Annotated in this window: 13 protein-coding genes; 6 read left to right on the top strand and 7 right to left on the bottom strand. The window is 54.3% G+C overall.

Features of this window, described 5'->3' with window-relative positions; all coding sequences use genetic code 11:
• Positions 1–6 precede the first annotated feature (6 nt).
• The 5 genes from H8K43_RS03370 to H8K43_RS03390 form a co-directional block, all read right to left on the bottom strand.
• A complete protein-coding gene (locus tag H8K43_RS03370) occupies positions 7–1,482 on the bottom strand; it encodes a sulfite reductase subunit alpha (RefSeq protein WP_186902572.1) in 1,476 nt (491 codons plus the stop codon).
• A complete protein-coding gene (locus H8K43_RS03375; RefSeq protein ID WP_186902573.1) occupies positions 1,482–2,516 on the bottom strand; it encodes an FAD:protein FMN transferase in 1,035 nt (344 codons plus the stop codon). The genes H8K43_RS03370 and H8K43_RS03375 overlap by 1 nt, the downstream gene beginning before the upstream one ends.
• Positions 2,517–2,526: 10 nt before the next feature.
• Positions 2,527–3,336 carry a DUF4198 domain-containing protein gene (locus H8K43_RS03380; RefSeq protein ID WP_186902574.1) on the bottom strand — a complete coding sequence of 270 codons (810 nt, stop codon included), beginning with the start codon at positions 3,334–3,336 and terminating at the stop codon, positions 2,527–2,529.
• Positions 3,337–3,347: 11 nt separating this feature from the next.
• The gene (locus tag H8K43_RS03385) at positions 3,348–3,914 is read right to left on the bottom strand and encodes a DUF2271 domain-containing protein (RefSeq protein ID WP_186902575.1); all 567 of its coding nucleotides are present in this window, start codon (positions 3,912–3,914) and stop codon (positions 3,348–3,350) included.
• Positions 3,915–4,051: 137 nt separating this feature from the next.
• A complete protein-coding gene (locus tag H8K43_RS03390; RefSeq protein WP_186902576.1) occupies positions 4,052–4,681 on the bottom strand; it encodes a PepSY-associated TM helix domain-containing protein in 630 nt (209 codons plus the stop codon).
• 294 nt (positions 4,682–4,975) lie between these two features.
• Here H8K43_RS03390 and glmU point away from each other — a divergent pair, with 294 nt between their 5' ends.
• From glmU to H8K43_RS03410, 4 genes are all read left to right on the top strand, one after another.
• The gene (glmU, locus tag H8K43_RS03395) at positions 4,976–6,334 is read left to right on the top strand and encodes a bifunctional UDP-N-acetylglucosamine diphosphorylase/glucosamine-1-phosphate N-acetyltransferase GlmU (protein ID WP_186902577.1); all 1,359 of its coding nucleotides are present in this window, start codon (positions 4,976–4,978) and stop codon (positions 6,332–6,334) included.
• A gap of 263 nt (positions 6,335–6,597) precedes the next feature.
• Complete coding sequence (locus H8K43_RS03400; RefSeq protein ID WP_186902578.1) at positions 6,598–7,332, top strand: AzlC family ABC transporter permease; 735 nt, start codon at positions 6,598–6,600, stop codon at positions 7,330–7,332.
• Positions 7,329–7,652 (top strand): AzlD domain-containing protein, encoded by a 324-nt coding sequence (locus H8K43_RS03405; RefSeq protein WP_186902579.1) that lies wholly within the window; start codon positions 7,329–7,331, stop codon positions 7,650–7,652. The genes H8K43_RS03400 and H8K43_RS03405 overlap by 4 nt, the downstream gene beginning before the upstream one ends.
• Before the next feature lie 170 nt (positions 7,653–7,822).
• Positions 7,823–8,878 (top strand): porin, encoded by a 1,056-nt coding sequence (locus H8K43_RS03410; RefSeq protein WP_408058488.1) that lies wholly within the window; start codon positions 7,823–7,825, stop codon positions 8,876–8,878.
• A gap of 76 nt (positions 8,879–8,954) precedes the next feature.
• Here the strand turns inward: H8K43_RS03410 and H8K43_RS03415 are convergent, their stop codons facing one another.
• The gene (locus H8K43_RS03415; RefSeq protein ID WP_186902581.1) at positions 8,955–9,776 is read right to left on the bottom strand and encodes an SDR family oxidoreductase; all 822 of its coding nucleotides are present in this window, start codon (positions 9,774–9,776) and stop codon (positions 8,955–8,957) included.
• A gap of 343 nt (positions 9,777–10,119) precedes the next feature.
• Between H8K43_RS03415 and H8K43_RS03420 the strand changes: the two genes are divergently transcribed.
• Both H8K43_RS03420 and H8K43_RS03425 read left to right on the top strand, forming a co-directional pair.
• Complete coding sequence (locus H8K43_RS03420) at positions 10,120–10,968, top strand: substrate-binding periplasmic protein (protein WP_186902582.1); 849 nt, start codon at positions 10,120–10,122, stop codon at positions 10,966–10,968.
• Between the two features lie 163 nt (positions 10,969–11,131).
• Positions 11,132–11,851: a type 2 periplasmic-binding domain-containing protein gene (locus H8K43_RS03425; protein WP_186902583.1), complete on the top strand. Its 720-nt coding sequence runs from the start codon at positions 11,132–11,134 to the stop codon at positions 11,849–11,851.
• A gap of 15 nt (positions 11,852–11,866) precedes the next feature.
• Here H8K43_RS03425 and H8K43_RS03430 read toward each other — a convergent pair whose 3' ends face one another.
• Entirely contained in the window at positions 11,867–12,331 is a 465-nt protein-coding gene (locus tag H8K43_RS03430) for an Lrp/AsnC family transcriptional regulator (RefSeq protein WP_186902584.1), read from the bottom strand.
• Positions 12,332–12,339: the final 8 nt, after the last annotated feature.

Consider the following 12,339-nt stretch of genomic DNA (forward strand, 5'->3'; position numbering starts at 1 on the left):
CACAGCTTAGTACACGTCGCGCAGATAGCGGCCCTGATCGCTGAGCTGATCCAGCAGCTCTTCACCCAGCACATCGAGCAAGGTCTGATGCACTTCACCCGCCATACCCTGCAAGCTGCCACAGACCAGGATTGCAGCACCTTGCGCGACCCAGTCAGCCAGCAACTCAGCGCGTTCGCGTAAGGCATGCTGTACATAGCGGCGCTCAGCCTGATCGCGCGAAAAACACAGATCCAGTTCCGGCAGCCAGCCCTGAGCCTGCCAGTCCAGAATGTCGGACTGATGGAAAAAATCCTTGCTACGCTGACGTTCACCAAAAATCAGCCAGTTCTGTTGTTGACCTTTGGCGATGCGTTGTTTCAGATGTGCGCGCAGACCTGCCAGTCCAGTGCCATTGCCGATCAGGATCAGGCGCTCTGTGCCCGGGGTATGGAATTGCGGATTGCTGCGTATGCGCAGCTGTATGGCTTGCCCGACTTCTGCATAGGCGGTCAGCCAGCCGGAACCCAGGCCCAGACTGCCATCATCCTTTTGCAATTGCCTGACTAGCAACTCCAGTCCGCCATCGCCCGGCAGTGAGGAAATTGAGTATTCACGGTGCGGTAAAGGGGTAGCTTCTGCACCATTGTTCGTCAGTCCCGGCGCGGGCTGCGGGCCGATTTCGGCAATATCGCCAGCCTTCCAGCTGACCGTGTCACCATTGTCACCCGCTTCACCAGCCGGTGGCGTGAGCCTCAGATGAAACACAGGACTGCCCTGGCTGTCCGGGTTCAGACATTGACGCTGTTGCAGCGTCCAGTGTTGGTAGTCCGGCGTGCTCCAGTCGGCCAGTTCAGTATGGCCGCTGAGTTTGCCCAGATAATGCTGCCAGTGGCGCAAGGCGGCTTCATCGCCATTATCGACTTCAATCAGGTCGCATAAAGGCGTGGCTCCCCGATGCGCAAACCAGTGCGCCAGCTGATGGCCAAATGCACAGTACTGGCTGTAGTGACGATCGCCAAGCGCGAGCAGGCCAATTTGTAAGTGATGCAGATCCAGTTGTTGTGGCAGCAGTTTGCGACAAAACTGATCGGCATTGTCCGGCGCATCGCCTTCACCGGTGGTGCTGACGATCAGCAGCAGACGCCGCGTCTGTTGCAACAGCGCAGGGGTCAGCTGGTTCAGGCTCAGGATCTGGCTGGGCAGTCCGGCCTGCTGCAAATGTTCTGCGGTTTTTTGTGCCAGACTCAGTGCAAAGCCGGTCTGACTCGCATAGCCGATAAGGATGCTTTCCTCACTGCCTGCAGCATCGCTGCTGTGTTGCTGGCGTCGTTCGGCCAGCCAGGGGCTGATCCAGCTGGCCCAGCACAGGCTCAGATAGCTGCCGGCGATCAGCGCCACACTGAGTGGACGTGGCGCAGCCTGGCTCAGTGCCACAGCACCGGCCACGCCGCTGGCCAGACTGAGGTGTCCGGCACTGAAGAGTTGCTTAGGAAATTTCATTATGTATCCAGCATGGCCTGCATGGTGCGACTGAGCTGCACTTGCAGCCCGCTTGCGGACCGGCTCATGAGGCAACAGACAATTTGATGGCTGTTCGCATAGTCCAGCGCAGCCTGCTCACCCATCACGGTGAAGGCGGTAGCCAGCGCATCGGCGATCATGCATTCCTTGTGTAAAACGGTGACCGAGATCAGACTGTTATCGACCGGATAACCGCTGCGCGGGTCCAGGGTATGCGAATACTGGCGTCCATCCTGCTCAAAAAACTGGCGATAACTGCCCGATGTTGCGATGGCTAAGCCGTGCAGCGCGACCAGTCCGTCCCAGTTTGTCTGGGTCGGGTATGCTGCACTGGCGGGTGGCGTTTCTATGCGCACCCACCATGGCATCTGATCCGGCTTGATGCCATAGCCGCGCAGTTCGCCGCCCACTTCCACCAGATAGCTGGGGATAGCATGCCGCTCCAGAAATCCAGCTACCTGATCGACTGCAAAGCCTTTCGCAATCGATGACAGATCGAGGCTCAGGCTGCCGGGTTGCAGCAGTTCGCGCCGTAGCCGGTTCAGTTGCAGGTCGCGCCAGCCAGGCTGTGCCAGCACCCCAGCGATGGCTGCTTTAGACGGGCGGCGCGCAGGCTGATGACGATTTTCTGCCGGGCCAAAGCCCCAAAGATTGACCAGCTTGCCTGCGGCCGGGTCATACGCGCCTTCGGTTTGCCGTGCGAGATAGATGGCGTAATCCATCACATAACAAAACTCCGGAGCCAGCGTGCACACGCTGCCAGCCGCGGCCTGGTTGAAGCGTGATAAATCTGACCCGGCTTCCCAGTGGCTCATTTGCTGCACCACCAGATCGAGTTCCTGTTGTATCCCGTTTTGCCAGAACGCCGCCTGCTGCTGTGGCTGGCTGGCAGGCAGATAAAACTGCACCTGCCAGCTGCAGCCCATGCTGCTGCCTGACAACTGCAACAGACGCAGCTGTGCAGGCAGCGCCGGTGGTTCCGGCGCATCCAGAGGGATGAACACGAGTCTCATGCGCAGCTGTTTATTGAGGCAAAACTTCCAGTGTCACCACATAGCTGGAGACGCGGCTCTTGGCCGGAGCTACCGTCGCTTTGTCGTCTTTCACTTCCGCTTCCAGCCATTGCAGGCCAGGCTGGGTCCAGCTCACACTGAACTGGCCATTGGCATCGGTGACATAGGTTTTGTCATTCAGCTTTTGACGGTAACGCGCACCACCGGGTATCACTTCCACACTCACATTGGCAGCAGGTTTACCGTCCAGCAGTAAGCGGAAGGTCGCATTTTCACCAAACACCAGATCATTCGGATGCGTCACAGCGCTGAGTTCCAGACCTTTACCGGAAATCTCCAGTGCTTTGCCGCCCGGTTTGCCGTTCGTGACGATGGTTTCGACACGACCGCTACGCTGGGTCACTTGCAGATCAGTCACTCCGGCCGGGATTTCCTTAGCAAAGGTCTCGGCACTGCCGCGCCAGCGTTTAGGCTGACCATTTTCTTTATAGGAGGCGAACAGACCATCGCTGTAAGTACCGATTTTATAGGTGCCGGTTTGTTTGAGTTGCACATCGAAGCTACTGCGGAAACGGCCACTATAGCTGTTTTCCGGTGTCAGTTTGCTGCCATCCGGTGCAGTAATTTGCAGCGTGTCCAGCTTCATGGCGACGTGATCAAATTCAAACACATTGGTGGCAGCCGCGGCATCGAAGCTGACCCACGGGGCATTACCGGATACCACGGTGGAAGTCGGTACCAGGAAAGTACGGTGCGCCTGAGCAGACAGGCTGGCGCAGGCCAGCAGAGTAAAGGCACTCAATTGACGTAAGGTGATCATGCTGCTGCTCCTCAGGATTTGATGTTAATGCTGATGGCGCCCAGTTCATGGTTGCCCTGCGCTTTGAAGTTGACTTCTTTACCTTGCCACTGGAACGGGACTTTCACCACTTCACGGCCACCGCCTTCACGTGCGGCTTCGACCAGCAGGTTGTAGTCACCAGCTGGCAGTTTAGCCAGCACGCCTTTGTCGCCGGCAAAACTTAGGCTGTGTTCGCCTGTGGTGCGGGTCGCACCGCTCAGGCCGTCAACCGGCATCTCCAGTTCGCGTCCGCTGCGACGCCACCATTGGCGCATATCCTTGAGCCATTTCGTGCCTTCGTTATTGCGTTTTTTCAGGTCATACCAGACCGCCAGATTGCCAGCGAAAGTCTGATCCGGTTTTTCTATCCAGATCGCGACATAGGGTTTGTGGTATTCCGCCACATTCAGTTTGGGGACTTCGACCTTGACGGTCAGATCAGCCGCGTGGGCGACTAAGGCCTGGCTGCCAAGCAGGGCGGTGATCGCAAATGGACGTAAATTCGGACGTAAATTCGGACGCAAATTTTGCAGCGTCGCAGTAGAGAGAGAACGCATAGTTAACCTTGATAAACAAGTCAATAACAAGACTGTTGCACCATCACGGCTGGGGTGGACTCATGCCTGGCAATGTCAGGGTGCGGCTTAGTTTGATCGTTAAACGCAGACTGCCGTTGAGCGATCAAGCTGCCAGTCTAATGGATAAAAATAACTGCAAGCAGTAAAGGCGTGACCAGACCCAGTGCCACATAAGGCCAGGTGCCGCGCCGGTTGGCTGCATGCATTTTCAACAAAAATAAACCGGTAATACAAAAAATCAGACAGGCCGCAGCAAACAGATCAATAAACCAGGTCCAGGCGCTGCCGGTATTGCGGCCCTTGTGCAAGTCATTCAGGTATGAGACCCAGCCACGGTCAGTGAGTTCATATTCGACCGCACCACTGTCCAGATCGATGCGCAGCCAGGCATCGCCACCCGGACGCGGCAGCGGTAAATACAATTCTTCCGGTGACCATTCAGGGACGGCACGTGCGCTGTGGGTATGGAATTCCCGGTCCAGCCATTGCGTCACAGCGCCAGGTAACGCAGCTGGTTCTTCGCCGCTCAGGCTGTGTAATTCAGCGCGTAAGGCGGCAGGTAAGCTGGCTGAGAGCTGGGTCACCACTGGATGTGCTTCGATCTGCGCGGAATGATTCAGGGTGATGCCCGTGGCAGCAAACAAGATCATCGCGACCAGGCAAATTGCAGAGCTGATCCAGTGCCATTGATGCAGGTGACGCAGCCAAAATGCGCGTTGTTGATGGGATGAGCTGGAATTCGGCACTGAATACTTCCTGAAATCTTAAATGATAATGATTCTCAATTATACATTGAGTTTTTCTAATTTCTCACAATAAATGAAAAAGCTGATTTGCTGGGAATCAAATTGTTTGAATTTTGTAATCAATCAGACCCAAGACCCTTGCCCCCGTAACGCGCACTCATGAGCAAAAAGCACGCATCCCTGGCTGGCTCCGGTATCAGATTGAACTGTTGCCTTACCTGCTATTTTGCCCGGCAGGTAAATCCTTGCATGGTAAAATCGCGCCTCTTCTTTTATTCACCAGTTCAATCAACTATGAATGTTGTGATACTCGCCGCCGGCATGGGCAAACGCATGCAATCTGCTTTACCAAAAGTCTTACATTCGGTCGCTGGTAAGCCCTTGCTGCAACACGTGATTGACACCGCACGCAGCCTCAATCCTGCTTCCATTTGCGTGATTTACGGTCATGGTGGCGAGCAGGTGCCGGTTGCGGTTGCTGCAGCGGATCTGAAGTTTGCCAAACAGGAGCCACAACTGGGTACAGGCCACGCAGTGGCGCAAGCAGTACCGGTACTGAATGATGCGCATCCTACTCTGGTCTTATACGGCGACGTGCCGCTGACCACCGCCGCCAGTCTGCAGCGCCTGATCGATGTGGCGGGTAATAACAAGCTGGCGATTTTGACCGCAGTGATGGCAGACCCGACTGGTCTGGGCCGTATCATTCGTGAAGATGGCAAGATTGTGCGCATCGTTGAACAAAAAGATGCGACCGCCGCAGAGCTGGCGGTTAGTGAAATTAACACCGGCATCATGATCGTGCCTACGCCGCAATTACGTCACTGGCTGACTACTTTGTCGAATAACAATGCGCAGGGCGAATACTATCTGACCGACATCGTGGCGCGTGCCGTAGCGGATGGCGTTGAAGTTGTGTCGGCACAGCCCGACGATGTGGTGGAAACTTATGGCGTCAACAGTAAGGTACAACTGGCGGAACTGGAACGCAGCCATCAGGCACGCGTTGCCAGAAAATTGCTGGAACAGGGTGTGACCCTGCTCGATCCGGCACGTATCGATGTGCGCGGCACGCTGACTTGCGGACGTGATGTGAGTATCGATGTCGGTTGCATTTTTGAAGGTGAAGTCCATCTGGAAGACGGCGTATCGGTCGGTGCATACAGCGTGATCCGCAATGCGCGCATCGCGGCAGCGACCCAGATCAAACCGTTTTGCCATATTGAAGAAGCCAAGGTCGGTGCGGCATCGCAGATCGGTCCTTATGCGCGTCTGCGTCCCGGCACCGAGCTGGGTGAAGATGTGCATATCGGTAACTTCGTGGAAGTCAAAAACAGCCAGATCGCCGCCCATTCCAAGGCGAATCATCTGGCGTATGTGGGCGATGCCGATGTGGGCAGCCGTGTCAATATCGGTGCCGGTACCATCACCTGCAATTACGATGGTGCGAATAAATTCCGTACCACCATAGAAGATGATGCGTTTATCGGCAGCGACACCCAGCTGGTCGCACCAGTCCGCGTAGGCAAAGGTGCTACGCTGGGTGCTGGCACGACGCTGACCAAGGATGCGCCAGCCGGTAAGCTGACCGTATCCCGTGCCCGTCAGCTGACCATCGAGAACTGGCAGCGTCCGGTCAAAATCAAGAAATAAGCACCGCGCGAGTACGACGCGGTCTTGCGCCTGCAGATGCCAACACCTTGCTGGCATCTGCAGCGATGAGCATGTCATTCGGCCACTTGCGGTGCAATATGGCGTCATCCCTGCGCGGGAATGACGATCATCCGCCACTCCAAAACAGGCTCCCTGATCCAGCTAAATTCTTGCTGATCGCTTTTTTTCACAGATGAAAAATCTGCACCTGCGCCACTTCACTCTCCTGCTGCATTTATACTGAGCGATTCCGGAGATGATGCATGTCAGTGACTACCCCTACCCAACTTTGTCTGCAAGGTGCACGTGATACCTTGCCCATGCTGGTCGGCGCGATGCCGTTCGGCGTGATTTTTGGCACGCTGGCCGCCGCCAGCGCGATGGCTCCGTGGCAGGGGCAATTGATGTCGCTGCTGGTGTATGCAGGTTCCAGCCAGTTTATTGCGATCGGTCTGGTGGCTGGGCATACCAGTATGTTGCTGATCTGGCTGACGACATTTTTTGTGAATCTGCGTCATATGCTGTATGCCGCCAGCCTGTTGCCACTGGTTGCACATCTGCCTTTGCGCTGGCGCTTGCTGCTAGGCGCCTTGCTCACCGATGAAACCTTCGCCGTGGTGTCCGCACGTTTGCAGCAGTCAGACGGAACAGCAACGCCCTCCAGTCTGCGTCACATGCACTGGTATTTTCTGGGGTCTGGGCTGGCGATGTATCTGAACTGGCAATTATGGACGCTGGTAGGCTTAGGCTTCGGCAGTGTGTTCCCGCAGATGCAAAACTGGGGGCTGGACTTCGCGATGGTGGCGACCTTTATTGCGATCATCGTGCCACAACTGCGCCGTTTCCCTTATCTGGCGGCGGCATTGGCGGCTGGCAGTCTGTCCTATCTGTTACAGCATTTACCGTATAAATCCGGTCTGCTGATCGCGGTGGTATCCGGCGTGTGTGTCGGCATGCTGGCCAGCCGTGCTGCCACCGCACAGGGAGACGCAGCATGAATTACACTTGGATGGTGATCGGTATGGCGCTGGTCACGCTGTTTGTGAAAGCAGTATTTTTTGTGTTGGGCGACCGGGTTGCTTTTCCTTTGTGGCTAAGCCGCGCGCTGGCATTCGTACCGGTGACTGTGCTCACCGCGATTATTGTGCCTATGATTTTGTCTCCTCACGGCAACGGTTTGGAAATTCATCTGGAAAATCCGCAGTTATTGGCTAGTCTGGTTGCAGTGGCAGTCAGCTTGTTGAGTGGCAGGCAACTACTGACGATCGCCAGTGGGCTGACTGCTTTTTTCATGCTGCAGTATTTCCTCCTGCATTAAGCCCGCCGCCAGCTGCACTGAGGCTGGCTTACCACAGAGTCAGTGTAGACGCGGGTTTTAAGGCTGACGGACACGCCTAGAAAGGCAATTGAAAGCTTGCTGTCCGTAGCATGGGTGCGGTGATATGGCAGCCATGTCACCTCAGAATCATAATTACCAGGAGATCCATGATGAAAAAATGTCTCAGCGCTTCCGCGCTGTTATGCCTCGCGGCCGCAGGCCAGGCGCAGGCACAGACCAATGTGAGTATTTACGGCCTGATCGACGCCAATGTGTCTTACAACAATGCGGGCGATGCGAGCGGCGGCAAGCAATTCAAAGTTAACAGCGGTGGTATGAATACCTCGCGCTTTGGCTTCCGTGGCACGGAAGACCTGGGCAATGGTCTGAAAGCCGTATTTCAGCTCGAAGGCGGCGTCATTCTCGATACCGGTGCTTCTGATGGCGATTTGTTCGGACGTCAGGCTAATGTTGGTTTGCAGGGCGATTTTGGCCGTATCGTTGGTGGCCGTTCGTATAGCACCAGCTACGATTTCATCCTGCCTTTCGATCCTATGGGTTATGCGCCGCAATATTCCTGGGCGACTTCTGCCGGTGCAACTGGCGCCCGTAAAGATGGTTTGCTGACCACCGCTTCCAATTTGCTCAAGTATCAGTATGACGGCCAGGGCTATAAGCTCGGTGCTACTTATGCCTTCGGTGAAACGGCAGGCAATACCAGCGCCGGTGCCAAGTATGTATTGGGTGCCAGCGCCTTTGATGGTCCGTGGGCCGTGGTAGGTACGTATGAACAGAATAATGCAGCGCTGGCTGCGAATGGCCAGTACGACCAGTCGAAAGCATTTCAACTGGCTGGTACGTATTCTGTGGGTGAAGTGAAAACCTTCGTCGGCTACCGCAACTATAAAAAATCCCTGGCCAGCGGCGCTGCAGAACAGCAGTCCGATATGCTGTGGCTGGGTGTCAGCTATGGTTTTGCTCCGAACTGGAATCTGACTGGTGCTTACTACACCCAGAACATCAAGAACGTGGCGGCAGGTAAGGATGCCGATCCGAGTTTGCTGTCTGTGCGTGTGAAGTATGCATTTTCCAAACGCACCGATCTCTATGTGGCAGCTGGCTATGCCAAAGCCAAGAACGGCCAGCTGACCGGTGTGTCGCGTGATGACGCAGGCTTTGCGAATTCGCAGTCTTCCGGTACGGTAGGTATTCAGCACCGTTTCTGATTATTGCGATCCATGTCAGCAGGTGGCGCGCAATAGCGTGACCAACAATGCCGGGTGCCGTTCAGCCCGGCATTTTTTATTGAGGACGGACTTCTTTTTTCAGTGCCGCCATTGCGATCTTATCGACCAGACCCGGTGCGATCAGGCGCAGCCAGCGACCCAGTTTGCCTTTGGCGGTCATCACCACTTCACGTTGATTTTGTTCCATCGCCTGTATGATTTGATAGGCGCATTCTTCCACCGGCATGGCTTGTTCTTCTTTCAGGCCGCTGCTGCCAGCCGCTTCTCCGGCTGCGTTGTAGCCATGATAGCGGATGCGGGTGGCAACCACGCCAGGATAGGCGAGGGTAACTTGTACGCCAGCTTCCTGCACTTCCGTGCGCAGGCTTTCAAAAAAACCGTTCATGGCAAATTTACTTGCGCTGTAAGCGGTACGTCCCGGCACGCCGATCAGGCCAGCGAGCGAAGACACTGCAACGATCTTTCCTTTCGATTCTTTCAGGTAAGGCAAGGCTGCATGGGTACACCAGACGCTGCCCCAGAAATTCACACGCATCAATTCCTGATACCAGCCCAGATTATCGACCTCAGAAAACAATGCCTGCGCTGATTTGCCCGCATTGTTGATCAGAATATCGATGCCGCCAAAGGTTTCTACAGTTTCGCGGATCAGACGCCGACAATCAGACTCAACGCCTACATCGGTCTTCACTAGCAGGCATACGCTGCCAAAGCGCTTACAAACTTCAGCGACTGCGCGTAAGCCAGCCTCGTTGCGGGCAGCGAGCACCAGAGCCAGTCTGACCTTATGTTTGACCGCCAACTGCTTTGCCATTTCTGCGCCGATTCCGTCGGATGCGCCGGTGATCACCACCACCAAATGCTGTTGAGTACTCATGTTTGATCGCTTCCAACTATGTGATTACCGTAAGGCTAAAGGCCTGTCTTCAGCTCTGGGTAACATTGCCTTGATCATTGTTTTTTGTGTGGACTGACAGAATAACTCAGTCAATGGATGGGGAGTAAAGATGCGTTAAATATAACATTCAATGAATATCAGCTTTTAAGAAACCTGCTTTTCACTTCATGAAATTTCGTTGATTAATGTTAAATGTTGCAATTTCACATGCATGCCTGTATCGCTTGCGACAGGTGGCGTAGCGTTTGTTGCACCTGGGGAAGATAGTCAGGCTTATTCTTACCTTTTTTGTTCTTCAGTGTTATTCTGGCAGGTAACTCGCATGTCATCTCGTTTGAACGGAGTCTGCATCATGCTGAAACGGCGCATATTCTTCATGCTCCCCCTGATCCTGTTTTCCGCTTGTTGGGACGGTGCCGCCTATGCAGCGTGCAGCAGAAAAATACAGGCGCCGATGGCACAGACCGGTTTAAGCGTGATAGGCAGTGGAACCGTGATAGATGGTATTTACCCTGAAATTCTGGAGGGTATGGCGGGCAAAGATGGTTGTCAGTTCGAAATGCGCATTGTACCCAGGGCGCGCATGGAGCTCTTATTTGAAACTGGTCAGTCTGATTTGCTGATTCCTGCTATCCGTACCAGTCGCCGTGACGAATTCGGCATATTCGTTCCTTTGGTCTATACCAGAGCTACCCTGATTTCTATCAATCCGAATCGCCCTCCCATCACCAGCTTGCAAGAATTACTGGAACAAAAACAGCTGAAACTGGCCGTAGTGCGTGGCTATGATTATGGCGATGCTTATCAACAGCTGTTACAGGATATGCAAAAAGCTGGCCGACTGATAGTGGAGTCTGATCCGGTTTCGGTGGCACGTATGATGCGTGCCGGAGTGGCCGACATTACGCTGATGGCACCGTATATTTTTACCGGTGCAGTCCAGATCGATAAGCGGGTGGACGATATTCTGGATAAATTGCGTTATGAACCCGTGAATGAAATTGGCTGGGGGGATAGTGGCGTCTACTTGTCAAAGAAATCCTTGACGCCTGAAGACCGGGCTACGCTGCAAAGCTTGTTTGAAAATGCGGCAAAATCCGGTATGGTGTGGAAAGGTTTTCAACGTTATTACAAAACTGAAGTGCTGAAAGAGGGGAGCCGGCCGCGCTAAGCCCAGTGTGCCACCGTCAGCAATGTGGTGAAGTGCGTGTCAGGAGAAAGATTTGTTCTTGTTTGATTTGGTCAGGGGGGCATTGTGCAGCTTAGCCCTGAGTTGCATATGGTATGCGCCCGGCATCTCGGCTGCAGAGTGCAGCCGCAGCATGCAGGTGCCGATGGCAGCATCAGGCTTAAGTGTTGTCGCTAATGGGGATTTGATCAGTGGTGTTTACCCTGAAATGCTGAATCAGATATCCCTGAAAAAGAAGTGCCAGTTTGATTTAAGTATCGTGCCACGTGCGCGTCAGGAAGCCTTGTTTGAAGCGGGCCAGTCTGATTTGCTGATCCCCGCTGTACGTACCCAAAAGCGTGACCAGTCCGGCACTTTCATTCCCTTGGTACAGAATCGCCCTATGCTGATTTCGCTCAAAGATAGCGGTGTTGCAGTCAGTCGCTTATCCGAATTATTCCTGATGAAAGATGCTAAAGTGGTGCTGGTCCGTGGCTTTGACTATGGCCCTGCGTACCAGGGTTTCATCCGTAGGTTAGAGGCTAAGGGACAACCGATATTTGAAGCCGATGTGTTTTCTGTCGCCCGTACTTTAAAGTCCGGTGCCGCCCGTTATTCAGTGCTGGAGCCTTCTGTGATCGCGGGTGCCATCGAAGCCGATATGCGGCTGAGCGACTTGCACGACAAGTTGAATTTTGAAGCCGTGCCGGAATTGCCCTGGAGCGAAAACGGCGTGTACCTGTCTAAGAAAACCTTGTTGCAGGGCGATCTGCATACCCTGAGCCAGTTATTTGAGCAGGTACAGCAACAGCAACTGGTGTGGAAAGGTCTGCAGCGTTACTACCGCAAAGAAGTGATTGCAGACAGCATACGCCCACTCAAATAAGCAATTTACACACTATCAATCCAGCACTATCCGGGTATCGAACTTACTGCGGTGTATAGAGAAAAAGCTGCGTACATTGCGGATATTGCTTTGCGTCGCAAACAGGCGATGTGCCAGTGCGTGATAGGCCGGCATGTCAGCCACCAATATGATCAACACAAAATCCGGCCCGGGGGATACCCGGTAACACTGCTGTACCGCCGTCTCAGTTGCCATCAACTGTTCAAACTTCTGCATCTCTTCGCTGTTCTGGCGATCCAGCGTGATTTCGACGATGGCTGTCAGCTGACTCGCCAGTCGCTCAGGATTCAGTAAAGCCACCTGGCGCGCAATCACCCCATCTTCCGTCAGTTTTCTGACCCGGCGCAGACAGGTAGGCGGCGAGGCATGCACTCTGGCCGCCAGTTCATGATTAGTCAGGCTCGCATCTTGTTGTAATTGCGATAAAATTCTTTTATCTAAGTCATCCAGCGCATCCATAAAAATGA

It is taken from the genome of Cognatundibacterium curvum (genome assembly GCF_014284235.1).
GTDB classification, from domain to species: domain Bacteria; phylum Pseudomonadota; class Gammaproteobacteria; order Burkholderiales; family Burkholderiaceae_D; genus Undibacterium; species Undibacterium curvum.

Bases quoted from the DNA above. Each gene is read 5' to 3' on its own strand.
- H8K43_RS03375 (WP_186902573.1), bottom strand. From the start codon at position 2,516: ATGAGACTCGTGTTCATCCCTCTGGATGCGCCGGAACCACCGGCGCTG.
- H8K43_RS03405 (WP_186902579.1), top strand. From the start codon at position 7,329: ATGAATTACACTTGGATGGTGATCGGTATGGCGCTGGTCACGCTGTTT.
- H8K43_RS03425 (WP_186902583.1), top strand. From the start codon at position 11,132: ATGGCAGCATCAGGCTTAAGTGTTGTCGCTAATGGGGATTTGATCAGT.
- H8K43_RS03385 (WP_186902575.1), bottom strand. From the start codon at position 3,914: ATGCGTTCTCTCTCTACTGCGACGCTGCAAAATTTGCGTCCGAATTTA.
- H8K43_RS03420 (WP_186902582.1), top strand. From the start codon at position 10,120: ATGTCATCTCGTTTGAACGGAGTCTGCATCATGCTGAAACGGCGCATA.
- H8K43_RS03400 (WP_186902578.1), top strand. From the start codon at position 6,598: ATGTCAGTGACTACCCCTACCCAACTTTGTCTGCAAGGTGCACGTGAT.
- glmU (WP_186902577.1), top strand. From the start codon at position 4,976: ATGAATGTTGTGATACTCGCCGCCGGCATGGGCAAACGCATGCAATCT.
- H8K43_RS03410 (WP_408058488.1), top strand. From the start codon at position 7,823: ATGAAAAAATGTCTCAGCGCTTCCGCGCTGTTATGCCTCGCGGCCGCA.
- H8K43_RS03370 (WP_186902572.1), bottom strand. From the start codon at position 1,482: ATGAAATTTCCTAAGCAACTCTTCAGTGCCGGACACCTCAGTCTGGCC.
- H8K43_RS03430 (WP_186902584.1), bottom strand. From the start codon at position 12,331: ATGGATGCGCTGGATGACTTAGATAAAAGAATTTTATCGCAATTACAA.
- H8K43_RS03380 (WP_186902574.1), bottom strand. From the start codon at position 3,336: ATGATCACCTTACGTCAATTGAGTGCCTTTACTCTGCTGGCCTGCGCC.
- H8K43_RS03415 (WP_186902581.1), bottom strand. From the start codon at position 9,776: ATGAGTACTCAACAGCATTTGGTGGTGGTGATCACCGGCGCATCCGAC.